Source organism: Thermomicrobium sp. (genome assembly GCF_053493975.1).
In genome coordinates this window covers 59,220-77,913 of the sequence record NZ_JBRBZA010000022.1, presented here as the reverse complement: position 1 = coordinate 77,913, position 18,694 = coordinate 59,220, and the positions used below count along the sequence as shown (strand labels likewise).

15 protein-coding genes are annotated in these 18,694 nt (G+C 66.3%); 12 read left to right on the top strand and 3 right to left on the bottom strand.

All coding sequences use genetic code 11. The features are described from left to right. On the bottom strand, positions 1 to 1,222 hold a 1,222-nt coding region (locus ACWIVK_RS04840; protein ID WP_448575447.1), incomplete at its 3' end, for a PAS domain-containing protein. Positions 1,223 to 1,583: 361 nt separating this feature from the next. Here ACWIVK_RS04840 and ACWIVK_RS04835 point away from each other — a divergent pair. Beyond that, complete coding sequence (locus ACWIVK_RS04835; RefSeq protein WP_448575446.1) at positions 1,584 to 3,041, top strand: CCA tRNA nucleotidyltransferase; 1,458 nt, start codon at positions 1,584 to 1,586, stop codon at positions 3,039 to 3,041. Here ACWIVK_RS04835 and ACWIVK_RS04830 read toward each other — a convergent pair. Then, on the bottom strand, positions 3,010 to 4,833 hold the full coding sequence (locus tag ACWIVK_RS04830) for a methyl-accepting chemotaxis protein (protein ID WP_448575445.1): 1,824 nt from the start codon (positions 4,831 to 4,833) through the stop codon (positions 3,010 to 3,012). The genes ACWIVK_RS04835 and ACWIVK_RS04830 overlap by 32 nt on opposite strands. Before the next feature lie 226 nt (positions 4,834 to 5,059). Here ACWIVK_RS04830 and ACWIVK_RS04825 point away from each other — a divergent pair, with 226 nt between their 5' ends. Continuing rightward, on the top strand, positions 5,060 to 6,133 hold the full coding sequence (locus ACWIVK_RS04825; RefSeq protein WP_448575444.1) for a MerR family transcriptional regulator: 1,074 nt from the start codon (positions 5,060 to 5,062) through the stop codon (positions 6,131 to 6,133). Positions 6,134 to 6,243: 110 nt separating this feature from the next. Here the strand turns inward: ACWIVK_RS04825 and ACWIVK_RS04820 are convergent, their stop codons facing one another. Next, the gene (locus ACWIVK_RS04820) at positions 6,244 to 6,510 is read right to left on the bottom strand and encodes a tetratricopeptide repeat protein (RefSeq protein WP_448575443.1); all 267 of its coding nucleotides are present in this window, start codon (positions 6,508 to 6,510) and stop codon (positions 6,244 to 6,246) included. A gap of 1,151 nt (positions 6,511 to 7,661) precedes the next feature. Here ACWIVK_RS04820 and mraZ point away from each other — a divergent pair. From mraZ to murB, 10 genes are read left to right on the top strand one after another with little or no spacing between them, the layout of a single operon-like run. Next, positions 7,662 to 8,090 (top strand): division/cell wall cluster transcriptional repressor MraZ, encoded by a 429-nt coding sequence (gene mraZ / locus ACWIVK_RS04815; protein WP_448575442.1) that lies wholly within the window; start codon positions 7,662 to 7,664, stop codon positions 8,088 to 8,090. A 19-nt stretch (positions 8,091 to 8,109) separates the two neighbouring features. After that, positions 8,110 to 9,090 (top strand): 16S rRNA (cytosine(1402)-N(4))-methyltransferase RsmH, encoded by a 981-nt coding sequence (gene rsmH / locus ACWIVK_RS04810; RefSeq protein ID WP_448575441.1) that lies wholly within the window; start codon positions 8,110 to 8,112, stop codon positions 9,088 to 9,090. Next, positions 9,080 to 9,538 (top strand): FtsB family cell division protein, encoded by a 459-nt coding sequence (locus ACWIVK_RS04805; RefSeq protein ID WP_448575440.1) that lies wholly within the window; start codon positions 9,080 to 9,082, stop codon positions 9,536 to 9,538. The genes rsmH and ACWIVK_RS04805 overlap by 11 nt, the downstream gene beginning before the upstream one ends. Beyond that, positions 9,535 to 11,262, top strand: a complete 1,728-nt coding sequence (locus tag ACWIVK_RS04800) for a peptidoglycan D,D-transpeptidase FtsI family protein (RefSeq protein WP_448575439.1) — start codon at positions 9,535 to 9,537, stop codon at positions 11,260 to 11,262. The genes ACWIVK_RS04805 and ACWIVK_RS04800 overlap by 4 nt, the downstream gene beginning before the upstream one ends. Next, positions 11,259 to 12,662, top strand: coding sequence for a UDP-N-acetylmuramoyl-tripeptide--D-alanyl-D-alanine ligase (locus ACWIVK_RS04795; protein WP_448575438.1), 1,404 nt, complete (start codon positions 11,259 to 11,261; stop codon positions 12,660 to 12,662). Before ACWIVK_RS04800 ends, ACWIVK_RS04795 begins: the two co-directional genes overlap by 4 nt. Then, positions 12,653 to 13,675: a phospho-N-acetylmuramoyl-pentapeptide-transferase gene (mraY, locus tag ACWIVK_RS04790; protein ID WP_448575437.1), complete on the top strand. Its 1,023-nt coding sequence runs from the start codon at positions 12,653 to 12,655 to the stop codon at positions 13,673 to 13,675. Before ACWIVK_RS04795 ends, mraY begins: the two co-directional genes overlap by 10 nt. 13 nt (positions 13,676 to 13,688) lie before the next feature. Beyond that, positions 13,689 to 15,098 (top strand): UDP-N-acetylmuramoyl-L-alanine--D-glutamate ligase, encoded by a 1,410-nt coding sequence (gene murD / locus ACWIVK_RS04785; RefSeq protein WP_448575436.1) that lies wholly within the window; start codon positions 13,689 to 13,691, stop codon positions 15,096 to 15,098. Beyond that, the gene (gene ftsW / locus ACWIVK_RS04780; protein WP_448575435.1) at positions 15,098 to 16,372 is read left to right on the top strand and encodes a putative lipid II flippase FtsW; all 1,275 of its coding nucleotides are present in this window, start codon (positions 15,098 to 15,100) and stop codon (positions 16,370 to 16,372) included. The genes murD and ftsW overlap by 1 nt, the downstream gene beginning before the upstream one ends. Beyond that, positions 16,369 to 17,757, top strand: a complete 1,389-nt coding sequence (gene murC / locus ACWIVK_RS04775; protein WP_448575434.1) for a UDP-N-acetylmuramate--L-alanine ligase — start codon at positions 16,369 to 16,371, stop codon at positions 17,755 to 17,757. The genes ftsW and murC overlap by 4 nt, the downstream gene beginning before the upstream one ends. Then, entirely contained in the window at positions 17,741 to 18,694 is a 954-nt protein-coding gene (gene murB / locus ACWIVK_RS04770; RefSeq protein WP_448575433.1) for a UDP-N-acetylmuramate dehydrogenase, read from the top strand. The genes murC and murB overlap by 17 nt, the downstream gene beginning before the upstream one ends.

Below are 18,694 nucleotides of genomic sequence, written 5' to 3'. Positions count from 1 at the left end.
CGACTTGGTCGTTGAGATAGAGGAACGGATAGCAGAGCAGCCCATCGGGGAGCCTGATCGGTTCAGGCTCACAGACGTAGAGGACTGCGGGCATCGCCTCGACCAACGCCCGCAACCGTGCCTCGGCTTCCGCTCGTGCCCGATCGGCCTCCTTGCGCGCGGTGATGTCGAGGAGGATGCCGTGGATGAAGGCACCCCCGGTCTCGTCCGTCCGGACCCGTCCCCAATCCTGGACCCAGACGAACGAGCCGTCGCGGCGGATCATCCGGTACTCGTGCGAGAACTCGCCGCCTTGCTCCACCACACGAGCGATCGCTTCTGTCACCCAGGCGCGATCCTCCGGATGGAGATGGCGCAGCCACATCCCGGGCTCCGCCAGCCATTCCTCCGGGGTATAACCGAGCAGGCTCTCGATCTGCGGGCTCACGTATGCACTCGCCGCGTGATCACCGAGGGGCGTGCGATAGACGACGACCGGCACGAGCTCGACCAGGTCGCGGTAGCGCTGCTCGGCCGATGCGGCCCGGCGTTCGGCTCGCCGACGGAGCGTGATGTCGCGCATGCGCAAGACGTGGGCGACTGTCTCCTGACCGACATGCACCGGAAGGTAGTCCAGGCTGAGAACGGCACCGTCGCGGCGCTCGAGTTCGAGTTGGTGAAGCGCGCGACCTTCTGCCACGCTCGCGTGCAGGGCATCGATCACCGCTCTCGCCGAGGGGAAGTCGTCGAGCAGACGCTCGACCACGACCGACCACGGCGTCCCCAGCGGAAGCGCCGATTCTCGACCGGTCAGGAACCGGACAGCGGGAGCGTTCCGGTAACGCAGCAACGCAGCTCGGTCGAAGACCAGCAGTCCGATCTCGATTTCGCGGATGAGGAAACGGCCCAGCCAGCGCTCGAGTTCTTCCTCGTCCTCGAAGGGCGGAAGCGCATCGTCTGCTCGCAGGCGCAGCAGCCAGCGGCTCGTTCCCAGTTCGCCCGGAATGCAGGCGACGTCGCAGCGCTGAAGCGTGCTGTCTCGTTGGAGCGTCACCGTCCCCCAGGCTGGCTCACCGCGACGAGCAGCCCGGAGCATCGCCTCGACGGCTGCGCGATCGCCGGGAAGCACCGCGTCGCTGAGCAGCGTGCCGACTGGCACGAGGTCACTCGGGCTGGCCTCGAGGACGCGCCCGTTCGCATCCAGCCGCAGGAGCAGCATCGTCTTCGTCGCGAGAGCTTCCACGTCACCTCGTCCCGGTTCGGCACCTACCAGACAGTATACGTGACCGGTGTGACCCTCAGCAAAGAGTGTCGGCGGACGAGGCCAGCTCGGGAGTCACCGATTGGTCCCAATTTCCGGACCTCATGAGGGGTACAGGCGTCACCGGCGAGAACGCAGTCGTTCCACCACGCTCCGACAGGGAGCCTTTTCCGAGAACGGATCATGATCCCATGGCCGCTGGCGATCACCGGTCGTCGGTGATCGGTCATCGGTTTCCCAGCGGCTGGCACCACCCGCTGCGGCGTGCTCCTGCGAGACGTGGCGAGGATGGGGGGCCGGCGCTCGAGTACAATGACCGGGTGTGCTGGGAACGAGCGGAGCGATGAGCGAGCCGAGCAGCATGCCAGTCGAGACTCGTCCCGAGCCATCGCTCTTGGAGCGGCTTCCGCCAGCGCTGCACGATATCAACGACCGCCTGGCCCGCTCGTTCGCTGCTGCCGGCCACGACCTGTACCTCGTCGGTGGCGTCGTTCGCGATCTCCTCCTGGGCCGACCAGTGACCGATCTCGATTACGCTACGTCGGCGCATCCAGAAGAGACGAAACGTCTCGGCGAGGAAGCAGGCGCGGAAAGCATCTATACCGTGGGGGAGGCGTTCGGGACGATCGGGCTCGTCTTCGCTGGCGTGACGGTCGAGATCACGACGTATCGGACCGAGTGGTATCCCACGTCGGACCGGCGCCCCGCCGTTCGCTTCGGCGACAGCCTCCTGGAGGATCTGGCACGCCGCGATTTCACTGTCAACGCGATGGCCCTGCATGCGGTGACCGGTGAACTCGTCGATCCCTACGGGGGACAGCTCGACCTGGAGCGTCGGCTTTTGCGGGCAGTGGGTGACCCCTTCGAACGGTTCCGGGAGGATCCGCTTCGGATCCTGCGTGCTGCCCGCTTTGCGGCACAACTCGGTTTCGAAGTCGAAGCGCAGACGCGCTCGGCCATGCAGGAGTTAGCCAGCGAACTCCAACGAGTCAGCGTGGAGCGGATCGCGCTGGAGCTGAACCGGCTGCTCGTCGCGCCGGAACCGGATCGTGGGCTGGAGCTGATGCGCCAGACCGGGCTCTTGCCCGTCGTGCTGCCGGAGTTGGTTCCCTTGGCCGAGGACCCGGGAGATCGGCGGCACAAGGACATTTGGCGCCATACGCTGCAAGTGGTTCGCCAAAGCCCGCCGCGTCTCGCCGTACGTTGGGCGGCTCTGCTCCACGACGCTGCCAAGCCGATGACGCGGACCATCGACGAACAGGGCGAGGTGCACTTCTTCGGGCACGAGGTCAAGGGTGCAGAGCTCGCGCGCAAAGCGTTGCGTCGCCTGCGCCAGGAGAAAGCGCTCATCGAGCGCGTGGCACAGCTCGTCGAGCTGCACTTGCGCCCGGCTGCCTACGACGAGACGTGGACCGACTCCGCGGTGCGTCGTCTCATGGTCGAGGCGGGCGACCTCTTGGAGGATCTGCTCGATCTCGTCGCGGCCGACGTGACGAGCGCGCGCGCCTGGCGGCGCCGCGAGGCCCGGGCCCGGATCGAGCGCCTGCGCGCTCATATTCGTCGCCTCGAAGAAGAAGCTGCGCTGGCGCAGATCAAGAGCCCGCTCGATGGGCACGAACTCATGGCGATCTTCGGCTTGCCACCGGGTCGCTGGATCGCTGAGGTCAAAAACTACTTGCGTGACCTCGTCATCGAGGGGCAGCTCGCTCCCGGCGACAAAGAGACAGCCCGCGTACTCGCTGAGCGCTGGGTCGCTGAGCACCCGGAAATCATCGAACGAGGACAGCGGGCGCGGCGCTGACGGCTGGTTGTGTCGTGCTCGACTCGGTTCCCGTGCTCTCCTCGAGCGGGCGGAACGCGCGGGCCACGCTGACCAGTTGCTCGGCGTTCGCGCGGACCGAGGCGGCCGTCAGGCGGACGCGCTCGGACTCTTCGCCCAGTTGCTCGACGAGCGAGGCCAGTGCTTCGGCTGCCGCACTGGTATCCCGGCTCACCATCGCGACGTCGCGCACCTGCTGGGTGACGGTCGTGAGCGTGGATGCGATCTCCTCGGTCGCGGCCGTGTACCCGTCGACCACCTGCGCAACACGCTCCAGTTCTCCGACCAGTTCGTCCTTCGCTCGGGACATCGCTTCGCTGGCTCGTCCGATCGCACTGATCTTGTCGCCGATCTGTCGTGCGTTTTCGGTGAGTCGGTGCAGGGCGGCTTCCGCCTCGCTCGCCAAGGCGACTCCTTCGTCGACCTCGCGCATGCCAGTCGTCGTTTCAGCGACCATATCATCGAGCGTGCGCAGGATCTCGTCGACCAATCCGCGGATCTCCTGAGTGGTCGAGCTGGAGCGCTCGGCGAGCTTGCGCACCTCTTCTGCCACGACAGCGAAGCCCTTGCCAGCTTCCCCTGCCCGTGCAGCCTCGATCGCGGCATTGAGGGCCAGGAGATTGGTCTGCCGCGCGATCTCGTCGACCGCTTCGACCATCGCGGTGATCCGCCGGGAAAGATTCGCCATCTCCTCGACGCGCGTGCCGATGCGTCGCATCCCCTCACCGGAGTGCCGGAGCGAGGCGATGGCACGGCGCACCGTGTCGCTACCGGTGGTCGCTTCGGCGACGTTGCGCTCGCTCGCAGCGATTCCGCTGCGTGCCGCATCGGTGACCGCTTGGATACTGGCAGCCAGCGTCTGTGCCAGCTGGGCCAGCCGGTGCAATGCTTGCTGCTGCGCGCTGGCGCCGCGCGCGAGTTCGGTGATGGCACGCTGGACCTCGTCGATCGCTCGTTCGGCTGCGCTGAGGAGATCGCTTTGGCGTACGGCGCCGCTGGAAACCGATTGCACGGCCTGGGTCGCTTCGGCAGCGGCGTGGGACAAGTGCTCGCCGCTCTCGCTCAGGCGGTCGCTGATACTGGCGGCCAGGACGGCTGTACGCTGGAGACCGGTGATCGCTTGGCGCACCGCCTCTTTGAGCGGACGGTACAGGTCGGAGAGATCCTCTTGCGGTCGCTCGGTCGTGACGCTCGAGAGATCGAACCCGACCGAATCGAGAAACTCGAAGAAAAACGCGTCGACGACTGCTTGCTGGTCCAAGTTGAAGACCTTGGCGAGTGCTCGCTCGACTCGCCACCAGCGCCAGGGTTGGAAAGGAAAGCTCCGGCGCAACTCGGCACGCACGAAGTCGAGATAGCGACCATAGCTCCCGAGATACCACTTCATCGGCAAATCGATCAGATTGTGCCGCGCACCGATGCGCAAGCGTTGCTGGAAATATTGGAGGTCAAAGCCTCGACGGGCGGCCTGGAAAATCTCGCGGAAGTAGGCGGCTTGCGACCGCTCGAGCCGACGCCGTACCTCTTGGAGCGGTAACCCACGCGCCTGGGCATAGCGTTGGAAGAAGCGAAGAGTCGGCTCGAAGCTGAACTGGTAGTCATAGAACCGCTGGGCGATGCGGTCGGCGACACGTTCTGCCCACGGGGCGAGCCGTGCGAGCTCCGCTCGCTCGGCTTCGTCGAGACCGAGGAACTGACGCCGCTGCTCGAGGCCGGCGGGGGTCAGGCGTATGGCTTCTGCCAGATCGCGACTTTTCGCTCGATACGCCGTCATGCGTCGTTCTCTCCTTTCGTGCGGCTCGTCACTGCATCGCGAACCCGAGTTTTGGAATAATTGGGTTTCGAAAGCATCCGTTGTTGCCGGTTTCGGCTGAGTGATCGAACGCCCATCCGTTGGTGAATATCGGCAGAATGCTGCGTTGTTACCAGCTTTCCTTCCTAGGAAATGAGTGGCATTCCGGCGGTACGTTCGGCCCGTAGACTGCTCGACGAGGGAGACGGTGCAGGGAAACTTTTCGCTCACCAGGACGATCGACGAGTGGCTCGCCGGTCGACCAGCAGCCACCCGCCGTGCGTATGCCCATGACGTGCGGGAATTTCTCGCTGCGTTAGGAGGCGAACTGGCGCAACTCGACGAGACGGTACTCCGACGATGGCTGGCGACGTTCGAGCAGCGCCGGCTGGCCCGAGCGACGGTCCAGCGCAAGTTGGCGGCTGTCCGCTCGTTCCTCTGCTACCTGGCTGAACGCGGCTACCTCGAGCGAGACCTCAGCTCGGTCGTCCCCGCGACCTTCGGGAAGCCTCCTGACCCGACACCACGGGTTCACACGACCGAGCGTGGGCGCCTGCTCGCCACTGCGCTCCAACTGGCTGACCCACGCTTGCAGCTCTTGCTCTGGTTGGCTGGCTGTGGATGCCCGCTTCCGGTCATTGCGCGACTCCGCTGGCGTGACCTCGAGCCGTGGAACGAACAAGGGATCGCGCTCTGCCCCGATGAGCGCGAGCGGGTGTACCGGTGTATCATTCCCGGTCTGATCTGGCGGAGTCTTCAGTCGCTCGCGGAAACGCAACCGGGCGATGCGCTGGTCTTCGCTCATCCCGATGGTCGTCCGGTGGCGCCTCGAGAACTCGCGGAGACGATCGGTTGGCTACTGGACGAGGCAGCGCCCGAACCGGGCGCCGATCACGGGGACGACGACCGGCTCCTGACACTCAGCGAGGTCGCGCAGCGACTGGGGCTTCCCGAAACGACGATCCGCTACTACCGTGATCGCTTCGCTCCCTATATCCCGACCGTCGGCAGCGGTCGATCGCGCCGTTATCCACCACGAGCGGTCGAGCGACTCCGCTGGATCATCGAACAGCTCCACGCCGGTGTCTCTCCGGTAGAGATCGAGGCGCAACTCGGTGGCCAGACGAAGGCGTCCGCATCCACGGAGGACGCGGATCGCCTCGTCGAGTCCGTCGAACGCCTCAGCCAACGGATCGCCGAATTGACGGCGAGTTTGCAGCTCGTCGCAGAAGCTCTCCAGCGGCCGGAGGAACGGTCTCGCCGCGAGTCGAGGACAGACTGAACGCCGCGCCGGGTGTCTCGTGCATGCCACCCGCGGCCGTTTCGATCCCCTCGGTGGCGGGAAGGGGTTCGAGTGGTGCGGGACCTTCGTCGCTGCTGGACCGGTGTGGGTCACGCGTGGCGTGTGCGGGCTGCCCAGATACTCTCGGGAAAGCGAGCGCGGAGGTGTTCCCAAACTCCATCGAGCTGTTCGCGAGAGCGCGTCGCCAAGTAGACGGCGACACCCCACCAATAGATGGCTTCCGCTGCCCAGGCACTGGGGGGCTGTCGCGTGGCGACACGCTGGAACAGCTCGATGGCGTCGCGGAAGCGCGCCCAGTGCAAGGCCACATGCCCCTCGCCGAGGTCGAGGAGATCGAGGAAGAGATCGGCTGGCAAGAAGTCCGGACTCTGGTAGCGGACAGCTCCGCGCCGGTCGAGAAAGAGGATCGTCGGAGTCCAGATGACTCCGAGTGGGCGAATCCAGTCCCGGGGATCGCGCAGGAGATCGAGCGAGAGCGGAACGAACCGCTGGGCGATCGCTGCCTGGACCGTTGGATCAGCGAAGGTCGCGGCTTCCAGCCGCGCGCAGCCTCGTCAGCCGTCTTTCCAGACATAGGCGAGGACCGGTCGTCGCTCGCGACCAGCCAGTTCGAGCGCCTCGGGAAGAGAGCGTTGCCAAGCGATCATCGCCGTGCACCTCCGTTGCCGCCCGCAGTATCCATGGGACAGCGAGTTCCAGCAAGTGTTTCCGGAGTGACACGCCTGCTCCTCGACTCGCGAACGAGCGCTGTGGTCGCGGTCGACGTGTCGCGAGCACCGGATGGCAACGGGGTCGTTGCCGTGCCCAAGTGGGAAAGCCAGTGTCCTGGATCGGCGCTCGTCCGGAACGGCGCCGGACAACGCGTGGTCGCGGCGCGGCGTGTCACTGAACGAGACGCACTGCCCGAATGCCGGGCAGCTGGTCGGAGCTTTTCGCAGCGCATGGTTCCCGCCGCTCGACCGGCCATTTCTGCCAGCCGCTCGTGGCGGAGCCTCGCCCAGTCCACTGGTGACGAGAGCGACGAGCTGGTCGAGTTCGCTGGAGCGTCGCGCGCAACGAGGCCTGTGTCCAGTGCCGTGCGGGGTCGTCGCCGGCTCGCTGGGCAGGCGGATGCCGGTGAGCGGGAGAGCCGGAAAGAGCAGCGCAGAGGGGCGGCGCGCAATGGTGCACGGCTGATGAGCGAGCGTCGCTCACCGCGCGGCTGGTCTGCGCAAAGGTGGGGCATCAGGAACTCGATCGGCGAACACGGGAGGGGCGGAGAGCGTCTTTCCTGGACGACGGGCTGGATTGCTCGATTCAGCTCTCCCGGTGGCGTTCAGCCAGGCGATGATTCGTCCGTACACTCCGTCCGGACACCAGCCAGATTTGACAGAAGAATCTTGCATGGTGGGGTGTCCGTGCATATGCTTGTGGACAACTGTGGGGGAAGGTGGGGATAAGTGGGGGCTCTTGTGGAAAAGTGCCGCGCGGCCGTTCCCCCGCAGGCTTGACGAACGAGGGTAGAGCGGTGTTCCTCGGCCGTTTCACCCATACGATCGACGACAAGGGGCGGTTAGCGATCCCCGCCCGGTTTCGCGAAGCCTTCCGCGGCCAAGGTGTCCTGACGCGCGGGATCGATCGGTGCCTCACGTTGTACCCGATGGACTCCTGGCAGCCGCTCGCCGAGAAGGTTTCTGCCCTCTCCATCAGCGATCCGGATGCTCGTGCCTTCCGACGCATGGTCTTTGCCGAGGCGACAGTGGTCGAGTTCGATCGGCAAGGCCGCATCCTCCTGCCACCCGAGCTCCGCGCGTACGCTGGCCTGGAGCGGGAAGCGATCGTCGTCGGTGTTCATTCCTACGTCGAGATCTGGAGCCCGGAGAACTGGGCTGCTCAAGCCGAACTCCTGGCCGCCGAGGGGCCGTCGATCGCCCAACGCCTGGCGACGCTGATCTGAGAAAGGAGGCGAGCCGGGCATGAGCGAACGCGCGTTACCCACCCTGGAGGACCCGCTGTCGACCACGCACGAGCCGGTCCTGCTGAGCGCTGTGCTGACCTTTCTCGCACCCCGCGATGGCGGCCGCTACATCGATGCGACTTTCGGCGGTGGTGGGCACAGCCGCGCCATCCTGGAGGCCAGCGCACCGAACGGGCAGGTGCTCGCCATCGATGCCGATCCGGTTGCGGTGGCTCGTGCTCGCGCGCTGGCTGAGCGCTACCCGGGCCGGCTCCTGCCCTGCCATGGTAACTTCCGCGATGTGGCGCGTCTCGCCCAGTCGCACGGATTCGTTCCGGTCGACGGGATCCTTTTCGATCTCGGCTTGAGTTCCGACCAACTGGCCGACCCAGCTCGGGGTTTTTCCTTTCAGTTGGCGGGGCCGCTGGACATGCGCTTCGATCCCACCAGCGGTCGACCAGCGGCCGTCATCGTCAACACCTGGTCGGCCGAGGAACTGGCCGAACTCTTCTGGAAGTACGGGGAAGAGCCGCGGGCGTGGGCCATCGCCCGAGCGATCGTCGCCGAGCGCGCGCGCCAGCCGATCGAGACGACGACCCAACTAGCCGCTTTGGTCGAGCGCGTCGCCGGTGGGCGGCGCGAGCGGATCCATCCCGCGACGCGCGTGTTCCAAGCCTTGCGTATCGCGGTCAATCAGGAACTCGAGGCGCTCGCTGCCGGGCTGGCGCAAGCGGTGGAACTCTTGCGTCCCGGCGGGCGGCTGGTGGTGATCGCTTTCCACTCGCTGGAAGACCGTCTCGTCAAGCAGTTCTTCCGGCGCGAGGCAGCGGCGTGCCTCTGCCCGCCGGACACGCCAGTCTGCATCTGTGGGCACCGGCCGCGCTTGCGTCTCCTCACGCCGCGTCCGGTGCGCCCGAGCGCGGAAGAGATCGCACGCAATCCGCGCAGCCGGAGTGCCCGGCTGCGGGCTGCCGAGCGGATAGCGGACGATGGTCGCTGAACCGGTCGATCGCGCTGCTGCACCGGTACGGCCGACGCTGGTGGGAAGGCGAGTAGCCCCGCGGCGCAGTCGTGCCTGGCTCGGTGTCTTGCTGGTCCTGGTCGCGGCGTTAGGCGGACTCTGCCTGCTCTACTTGGAACAAACCAGCCGGGTAGTCGAGCTGGGCTACGAGCTGACGCGGCTCCAGCGGAATCGCGATCAGGTGGCGCTGGAAGTAGCTGCTCTCCGCTACGAGCTGGCGCGGCAACAGTCGCTCGCTCGCGTGGAGGAGCTCGCTCGGCGCGAGTACGGCATGGTGCCGCTCCGCAAGGCGGAGTCGCTGCGTTTGGCGCGACCGGCTCCCTTGCCCACCCCGGTTCCTCCACCGAGGAGCGAGCGAGCTTGGTGGCAACGGGTGCAGGACGCGCTGCTCGGGGTCGGTCATGCGGAGGCGGAGACGACACCATGAGCGAACTCGCGACGTGGCGACTCCGAGTGATCTTCGCGGCGCTCGTGCTCCTGGCGACCGGAATCGGTTATCGGGTCCTCTCGTTCGCGGTGCTCCAGGGGCCGGTGCTCGCGCAGCGCGCCGAGGCGTTCCGTTTCCGCGAGGATGTCGTACCGGCTCACCGTGGCGAGATCCTGGATGCGCGTGGGCGGGTGCTGGCGACCGACGTGCCGGCCGATCGTGTCTCGGCGATCGTGCGCGAGGTCGAGGATCCGCAACGGACAGCTCAGCTCCTCGCTCCCCTCATCGGGCGACCGGCTCAGGAGATCCTGGACGCGCTCACTCAGCCGGGTCGCGAGTGGGTGGTGCTCCAGCGCCAGCTCGATCCGGCCGTTTCCGCCCAGATCCGAGCGCTCGACCTGCCAGGGATCGTGCTCGACCCCGAGCCGAAGCGGGCCTATCCGATGGGTGACTTCGCCTCCCAGGTCCTCGGCTTCGTCAATTGGGAGTACCGCGGCGCCTACGGTTTGGAAGCCCAATACGATGCGGTGGTCGGCGGTGTCCCTGGCCAGCTGGTCGGTGAGCGTGACCTAGCGGGAAACGTCATCGCGTTGGCGCCCAGTTCCTGGAATCCACCGCAGGACGGTGCGACGCTCGTGTTGACCATCGACAGTGCCGTGCAATACCTGGCCGAGTCGATTCTCGAACGGACGATCCAGGACCAGCGCGCGGCTGGTGGAACGATCATCGTGATGGACGTGCGTACCGGGGCCATCCTGGCGATGGCGAACCGGCCTTCGTTCGATCCCAACCGGTTCCGTGAAGTGACCGATCCGTCGCTCTTCGCCAATCCGGCGATCGGAGCAGCCTACGAGCCGGGTTCGACCTTCAAAGTCATCACCATGGCGCTCGGGCTGGACGCTGGTGTGGTTCAGCCGGAGACGGTGGTCGATGGTGGAGCATACCGAGAGTTGCCTGATGGGACGAGGATTTTCAATGCGCTCCACCAAGTGTTCGGTCCGGAGACGATGACCGAGGTGCTGATCCATTCGAGTAACGTCGGTGCGATGGAAGTGGCTGACCGGCTGGGGCCAGACCGGTTCGCGGAAGGAATTCAGCGTTTCGGATTCGGCCAGCCGACCGGCGTCGACCTCCCTGGTGAGGTCGGCGGGATCGTCAATCTGCCAGGACATCCAGGCTGGTCGCTGACGACGTTTTATACGACCTCGTTCGGGCAAGGGATCGCGGTGACACCGCTCCAGCTCGTCACGGCGGTGGCGGCGATCGCCAATGGTGGTGTGCTGATGCGACCGTACGTCGTCCAGGAAATCCGCCGAGGGGATCGCGTCGAGGTGACCCAGCCGCAGCCGGTCCGACGGGTGATCAACGAGGAAACGGCGCGCACGCTCACCGCGATGCTCGCTGAGGTGATGGACAGCTACGCTGGGCGCTTTGCGGTTCCAGGTTACCGGATCGCAGCCAAGACGGGAACAGCGGAGATACCTGGTCCGCAGGGGTACGAGCGTGGCGAAGGTGCGACGATCGCCTCGGTAGTCGGCTACGGGCCGGTGGACGACCCGCGCTTCTGCGTCCTGGTCAAGATCGACCGGCCCAAGGGCTCGCCTTGGGGTGAGCGGGCCGCTGGCCCGGCCTTCGGCGAGTTGTTTCGCCAGCTTCTCTTGCTGAAGGGGATCCCTCCGTCCCAACCGGTGACGAGCATCCCCTCGGGAGGGAGCCAGCCATGATCAGCCTGCGCGATGTCCTGGACGGGACGGCCGGCGTTCTGCGTGGCTCGGCGGCACCTGAGCTGCTCTTCCGGCGCGTCTGGCATGATTCGCGGACGGTCGAGCCGGGTGATCTCTTCGTTGCGCTGCGCGGTGAGCGACACGATGGGCACGATTTCGTCGCTGATGCGGTGCGCCGGGGAGCGGCAGGAGCACTGGTCGAGGCACGCCGGGCGGAGGAGTTGGCCGATCTGGGCATTCCGTTGATCGTGGTGGATGACAGCCTGGCCGCTCTGCTTCGCCTCGCCAGTTACTGGCGGCGCCTTTTCACTGTCCCGGTAGTGGCCGTGACTGGAAGCGTGGGCAAGACCAGCACCAAGGAGGCGATCGCGTCGGTTCTGGCTCAGCGCTTTCGAGTCGTACGGAGTCGGGCGAGTTTCAATACCGATGTCGGGGTCGCACTCGATCTCTTGACGATCGACCCGGACACCGATGTCGTCGTGCTGGAGTTCGGGGAGGCCTACCGCCTAGGAGAAGTGCGGGAACTGTGCGCGTTGGCTGAGCCACGCATCGGGGTGGTCACCAACGTCTCCTATGCGCACCTGGCCCGCATGGGGACGATCGAACGGATCGCCCAAAGCATCGCCGAACTTCCCGAGTCGCTTCCCGAGGACGGTGTCGCTGTTCTGAATGGTGACGATTTCCGGGTACGGTTGATGACTGAGCGAACGTCAGCCCGTGTCCTCCTCTACGGGCTCTCTCCCGACTGCCACGTCCGCGCCGAGGAGATCGAAAGTCGGGGATTGGATGGGATCTCCTTCGACCTCGTCGCCTTCGGGGAGCGCAACCGCGTCCGGTTGCCGTTGCTCGGCCAGCACAGTGTCCATCATGCGCTGGCAGCGATCGCGGTCGGCTACGAGTTCGGCTTGACGCTCGAGGAGATGCTTCCCGGTTTCCACGATCCACGTGTCCAAGTGCGACTGCTCACGGTGCCGGGTATCAACGGAGCCACCCTGCTCGACGACACCTACAATGCCAGCCCGGCTTCCTGCATGGCGGCGCTCTCGCTCTTGGCGGAAATTCCCGCGCAGCGGCGGATCGCCGTCTTCGGTGACATGTACGAGCTCGGCTGGTACGAGGAGGAAGGACACCGGATGGTGGGGCGACGGGCCGCTGCGGTCGTCGATCGGTTGTTCACGTTGGGGCCGCGGGCACGCTGGATCGCCGAAGCGGCGATCGAGGCCGGACTGGAGCCGGAGCGGGTCTTTGCGACCGATGACCGTCGCGAGTTGGTGGCTGTCCTGCGGGAGACGCTGCGCCCGGGCGATTTCGTGCTGATCAAGGGAGCTCGCGGGATGCGGATGGAGCAGATCGTGGAGGCGCTGCGCGGCGCCAGCGGAGTGGAGCAGGCATGGTGTTAGAACTCTTGGAATTCCTGCGGACGCGTAGCGTCTTGCCGCGCGATCCAGGAGAGAACCTGGCGCTGTCGCTCGCGCTCTCCGGTGTGGCCTTCGTCATCACGGTCGGGATCGGCAAGCCGTACATCGCCTGGCTGCGGCGACACAAGATCGGTAAGCAGATCCGGTTGGAAGGGCCGGAAGGTCATCTGACCAAACTGGGAACACCGACCATGGGCGGCTTCATGATCACGGTGCCGGTCATCCTGTTGACGCTCCTTTTCAACTTGGCCGGGCGACTGTCCATGCTCTTGCCGCTCGGCGTCCTGATCGGCACTGCGGTGCTCGGTGCGATCGATGACCGGTTGAGTCTGGTGACCACCGGTCGCGGCGGGATGACGGCTCGCTTCAAGATGGCCTGGCTGCTCCTTTTCTCGCTCGCTGCCGCGCTCGTGCTGCATTTTCCGCTCGGTCTGCGCAGTATCTATATTCCGTTCCTCGGCAAATTCGAGATCGGCCTTTGGTACCTGCCGATCGCTGTCCTGGCGATCGCCGGAACAGCCAATGCCGTGAACTTGACCGATGGGCTCGATACGCTGGCGGGGGGAACCGCGGCGGTCGCTTTCACCGCCTACGGGATCATCGCGTTCCTCCAGGGACAGATCCAGGTCGTGACGTTTTGCTTCACCATGGTCGGCGCGATCTTGGGTTTTCTCTGGTACAACGCGCATCCAGCGCAGGTCTTCATGGGGGATACCGGCTCCTTGGCCCTCGGTGCAGCACTGGCGACCGCAGCCTTCATGACCGGCCAATGGCTCCTGCTGCCGGTCATCGGTATCGTCTTCGTCGCAGAGGCGCTTTCGGTCATCCTGCAGGTCGCTTATTTCAAGCTGACGAAGGGTAAGCGGCTCCTCCGCATGGCGCCGCTCCACCATCACTTCGAACTGATCGGCTGGTCGGAGACGCAGATCACGATGCGCTTTTGGTTGATCAGTATGATGGCCGGACTCCTGGGCATCGCGCTGGCGCTGGTGTGAGCGAGGGGGAGCGATGGACGCGCCTGCACCGCTCGACCTTCGCGGCAAGCGTGTTCTGGTGATGGGGCTGGGAACGCGTTCGGGTGGTCTCGGTGTCGCGCGCTGGCTGGTCGAGCAGGGAGCCGAGGTGACGGTCACCGACCTCCGCCCGGCAGAGCAACTCGCGCCGAGCCTCCGCGCACTCGCTGGCTTGCCGGTTCGGCTCGTCCTCGGGGAACACCGGCGTGAGGACTTCGAGCGAGCCGAGATCGTCGTGCGCAATCCAGCGGTGCCGCGCGAGTCTCCCTGGCTGGCGCTCGCCCGTGCTGCTGGAGCGCGGATCGAGATGGAGATGACGCTGTTTTTCCGCGCCTGCCCGGCGCCGATCGTGGGCGTCACCGGCACCAAGGGCAAAACGACGACCGCGACGCTCTGCGCAGCGATTCTCCGGCAATGGCGCCCGGACACGGTGTTGGCTGGGAACCTGGGGCGCTCAGCGCTGGAAGCCTTGCCGGGAATCGAGCCGGACACGCCGGTGGTGTTGGAACTCTCGAGTTGGCAACTGGAGGGGCTCGACGAGCATGGCATGAGTCCTCATATCGCCGTGCTCACCTCGATCTCACCGGATCACCTCGACCGGTATCCCTCCTTCGAGGCGTACATCGATGCCAAGCGCGCGATCGCCCGTCATCAGGGACCGGGTGATTGGTTCATCGTGAACCGCGACGATCCGGTCGCGTGGTCCTGCCGCGATGCGGGTCGCGGGAAAGTCGTCCCCTTCGGGCGCGATGACGAGGTGAGTGCGGGTGCTTTCTGGCGCGACGATCGCCTGATCTGGCGCTGGGACGGCGAGGAGCAGGAACTGCTGCGCCGGAGTGACTTCCCTCTGATGGGGGAGCATGCGGTAAGCAACGCGCTCGCCGCGGCCGCCGCCGCGCTGCTGCGTGGTGCCAGCCGCGAGCACGTCGCGGCAGCGTTGCGCGAAGCCGAGCCGGTGCCGCATCGCCTGGAGCATGTCGCGCGTTTGGGCACAGTCGACTTCGTCAACGACTCGGCCGCGACCGCTCCAACGGCGGTCCTGGCCGCATTGGCGACTTTCCGGGGGCGTCCGATCGTGCTCATCGGTGGAGGGGCAGCCAAAGGAGTCTCGCTCGCCGAGTTGGCTGAGGCAGTCGCGCAGCAGGTGCGGGCGGTCGTGCTGCTGGACGGTACCGCGACGCCGGGTTACCAAGCAGCACTGCGCGCGGCAGGTGCGCGCGTCGAGGGACCGTACCGGTCGATGGACGAGGCGGTGCGTCGGGCAGCGGAACTCGCGGAGCCGGGTGCGGTCGTCCTCCTTTCGCCGGGCTGCGCCAGCTTCGGGTTGTTCCGGGACGAGTTCCATCGTGGCGAGTCGTTCCGCGAAGCGGTCCGGCAGCTCGTCCGCGAGCGGGGAGGTGACTGATGCGCAGGCGCCTCCGTCGCGTCGCGGATGCTCTCGCGGTGCCGGGCGAGCATCGCCGAGCGCATGAGCCTGATCTGGTCTTGCTCCTCACCTTGCTGGCGCTCGTCACTTTCGGGATGGTGATGGTCTTCAGCGCCAGCGTGGGGAGCGACCCGGGTTTCGCAGTGCGCCACGCGATCTGGCTGGCGCTGGGGGCGCTCGCGGCGGTCGTCACGGCGGCACTGGATTACCGGATCTGGCGGCGGCTCGCGGTCCTGGCTCTCCTCAGTGCGCTCGGGCTCATGACGCTCGTGCTCCTGCCCGGCTTCGGTGACACGCGACTGGGTGCCCAGCGCTGGATCGAGCTCGGACCGCTCTCGTTCCAACCGTCGGAGATGGCCAAGCTCGCGCTGGTGCTCTACTTGGCGCGTTGGTTGGCGAGCAAGGGAGAGCGGATCCGGCGTTTCGACCTCGGCGTGCTTCCCTTCATGTTCCTGCTCGGTCTGCTGGGTGGTTTGACGATGCTGCAGCCGGACCTGGGAACGGCCATCGTCCTGGGCTTCACTGGCCTGGCCATGTTCTTCGCTGCAGGTGCCACGCTGCGTCATACCTTGCTCTTGGGTGGTATCGCTCTGGTGGCAGGGACGGTACTGGCTTTCGGTGCTCCCTACCGACGGGACCGCATCCTCGTCCTCTTCAGCTCGGATCAGGAACTGTTCGATCCCAACGGGCTTCTCCGCACGCTCGGTTGGCAGATCGCCCAGGCTCGCCTGGCCTTCGGGGGTGGTGGTTGGTTCGGAGTCGGGCTCGGGATGGGGCGGCAGAAGTTCCAATGGTTGCCGCACGCCCACAACGACGCCATTTTCGCCGTCGTCGGCGAGGAACTCGGTGTCGTCGGCTGTCTCGTCTTGCTCCTCCTCTTCTTGGTTCTCGCCTGGCGCGGACTCGGTATCGCGCGGCGGGCGCCCGATCGCTTCGGGGGAATCCTCGCGGTGGGAATCACCAGCTGGCTCGTCAGTCAAGCGTTGATCAATGCCGGTGGGATCAGCTCGGTGCTCCCGTTCACCGGTATTCCGCTTCCCTTCGTGAGCTACGGTGGCTCCTCGCTCGTCACATCGCTCGCGGCAGCAGGAATCCTGGTCAACATCTCGCGGGTCACGCTGCCCCGGCCCATGCCGGCGTCCGCTGCACCACGAGAGCGCCCGCGGCACGCTCCGCTGGCCGTCTCGTTGCGCCGTTTTGGCCGGCACGGTCGACGCCGGATGGCGCCGCGAGCGGGAGGACGTCATCGATGAGGTGGCCGGCGCACTTGAGCCATCTTCAGCCGGGCTTACCGATCCACTTCCTCGGCATCGGCGGTGCCGGGATGAGCGGCTTGGCCGAACTGCTGGCTGATCGCGGCTATTGCGTCACCGGCTGCGATGCTGCCTGGTCACCGGTCCTCGACCGACTGGTAGCTCGCGGCATCCCGGTCTCCGTCGGTCATGACGAGCGCCACGCCCAGGACGCGCACCTGCTCGTCGTGACCAGCGCGGTGCGGGCCCAGCATCCCGAGGTCGCCGCCTTCGCGGCTCAGCGCATTCCGATCGTCAAGCGAGCCGCACTGCTCGGTTGGCTGGCAGCCAGTTACCGGACGATCGCGGTCGCCGGGACGCACGGCAAGAGCACCACCTGTGGCATGATCGCGCTCGCTCTCGACACGGCTGGGCTCGCTCCCGGGTTCGCAATCGGAGCGGAGGTGCGCGATCTCGGCGGTACGTGCGCGCGGCTGCCCGGCCGGAATCTGTTCGTCGTCGAGGCGGACGAGTACGACTACAGCTTTCTTTTCCTCGAGCCGGACATCGCTGTCGTGTTGAACGTCGACCATGATCACCCCGATCTGTTCCCCGACCGAGCGAGCGTCGCCCGTGCCTTTCGGCGTTTCCTCGCTCGCCTGCGTCCGGGTGGGACAGCCGTCGTTTCGGCCGACGACCCGGTCGCTCGTGTACTGGCCGACGACCTCCAGGCACGCGGCCAGCGAGTGGTGACCTTCGGCGAAACTGCCGAAGCCGCCTATCGGGTCTTGCCCGATGGCTCGCTGCGCGATCCGAGCGGTGCGACCTGGCCACTCGCACTGGCTGTCCCTGGCAGGCACAATCGTCTGAACGCAGCCGCGGCGACAGCGGCTGCTGTCCAGTGCGGGGTGCCACTGGAGATCGCAGTGCAGGCACTGGAACGCTTCAGCGGTGTCGGGCGACGCTTCGAAGAGGTGGGCATGGTGAATGGGGTGCGCGTGATCTTGGACTATGCGCATCACCCGCGGGAGATCGCTGCGACGATCGCCGCAGCCCGGGAACGTTTTCCCGCGGCCCGTCTTTGGGCGGTGTTCCAGCCGCATACCTATAGCCGGACGGCGCGCTTTCTCACCGAGTTCGCGCAGGCGCTGGAACTGGCCGATCTGGCCGTCGTCGCCGAGATTTACGCGGCACGCGAGCGACCGCTCGCCGGTGTCGATGCAGCGGCCCTGGCCGGAGCGATTCGCCGCATTCCGGCCATCGCCGTGCCTGATCCGGCAGCAGCTGCCGAAACGGTCGGTGCCGCGATGCGGGCGGGTGACGTGGTCCTGGTGCTCGGGGCAGGAGACATCTGGAAAGCGGCTGTCTGGCTGCGAGAGGGGCGTATCGATGCCGACGCGGGCTGAGCGCAGCCGAGTGGTGACGGTCGATGGACGCTCGCTGCGCGTGTTGGTGAGCGAGCCCCTAGCCCGCTACACGACCTTCCGGATCGGTGGACCGGCCGACTTCCTCGTGCGGGCGAGCGACCGGGCAGTGCTGGAGGGCGCTCTGGTCTGGGCAGAAAGCGAGGGCCTGCCCGTCACCGTCATCGGCGGGGGGAGCAATCTCCTGGTGCGGGATGGTGGGATTCGCGGGCTGGTCATCGTCTTCCGTGCGCCGGGCGAGAGTCTCGGCGAACTCGCGGCTGCGGCCCAAGATGACGGGTCGGTTCTCGTCGCCCTACCGGCGACTGCGCCGCTTTCCTGGGTCGGACACTGGACGAGCGCACACGGTCTGGCGGGGATGGAGTGGGCGGCTGGCCTTCCCGGTGTCGTCGGTGGTGCTGTAGTCAACAATGCTGGCGCACACGGCGGCGAGATCGGTCACGTCATCGTCGATCTCGAGCTCTACGATCTGTCGTCACGACAGATAGTTCGCTGGACTCGTGACCAGCTGACACCGCGCTATCGGATGACTGCGCTCAAGGTGCTGTCCCAGCCGCGGAGTCTGGTCGTGTTGGGCGTGCGGTTGCGGCTCCTCCGGGACGACCCCGCCCGGCTCTCGGCCATCGCTGAGGAGCATGCGCGCTGGCGGCGCATTCACCAGCCGACCGGACCTTGCGCGGGATCGGTTTTCACGAACCCACCTGGCACCTATGCGGGGTATCTGATCGAACAGGCCGGTCTCAAAGGGTTCCGGATCGGGCAGATGGTCGTTTCCGAGCGTCATGCCAACTTCTTCGTCAACTTGGGCGGAGCCACGGCGCGCGAGGCGCTGGCCCTGCTCGAGGCAGTCCAGGAGCGCGTCGCTGAGCGGTTCGGCGTCGTCCTCCAGCCAGAGATCGAGATCATCGGGGAGCCGTGA

Coding starts and splice junctions, on each gene's coding strand:
- ACWIVK_RS04835 (WP_448575446.1), top strand. CDS start 1,584: ATGAGCGAGCCGAGCAGCATGCCAGTCGAGACTCGTCCCGAGCCATCG.
- ACWIVK_RS04830 (WP_448575445.1), bottom strand. CDS start 4,833: ATGACGGCGTATCGAGCGAAAAGTCGCGATCTGGCAGAAGCCATACGC.
- rsmH (WP_448575441.1), top strand. CDS start 8,110: ATGAGCGAACGCGCGTTACCCACCCTGGAGGACCCGCTGTCGACCACG.
- ACWIVK_RS04805 (WP_448575440.1), top strand. CDS start 9,080: ATGGTCGCTGAACCGGTCGATCGCGCTGCTGCACCGGTACGGCCGACG.
- ACWIVK_RS04800 (WP_448575439.1), top strand. CDS start 9,535: ATGAGCGAACTCGCGACGTGGCGACTCCGAGTGATCTTCGCGGCGCTC.
- ACWIVK_RS04795 (WP_448575438.1), top strand. CDS start 11,259: ATGATCAGCCTGCGCGATGTCCTGGACGGGACGGCCGGCGTTCTGCGT.
- mraY (WP_448575437.1), top strand. CDS start 12,653: ATGGTGTTAGAACTCTTGGAATTCCTGCGGACGCGTAGCGTCTTGCCG.
- murD (WP_448575436.1), top strand. CDS start 13,689: ATGGACGCGCCTGCACCGCTCGACCTTCGCGGCAAGCGTGTTCTGGTG.
- ftsW (WP_448575435.1), top strand. CDS start 15,098: ATGCGCAGGCGCCTCCGTCGCGTCGCGGATGCTCTCGCGGTGCCGGGC.
- murC (WP_448575434.1), top strand. CDS start 16,369: ATGAGGTGGCCGGCGCACTTGAGCCATCTTCAGCCGGGCTTACCGATC.
- murB (WP_448575433.1), top strand. CDS start 17,741: ATGCCGACGCGGGCTGAGCGCAGCCGAGTGGTGACGGTCGATGGACGC.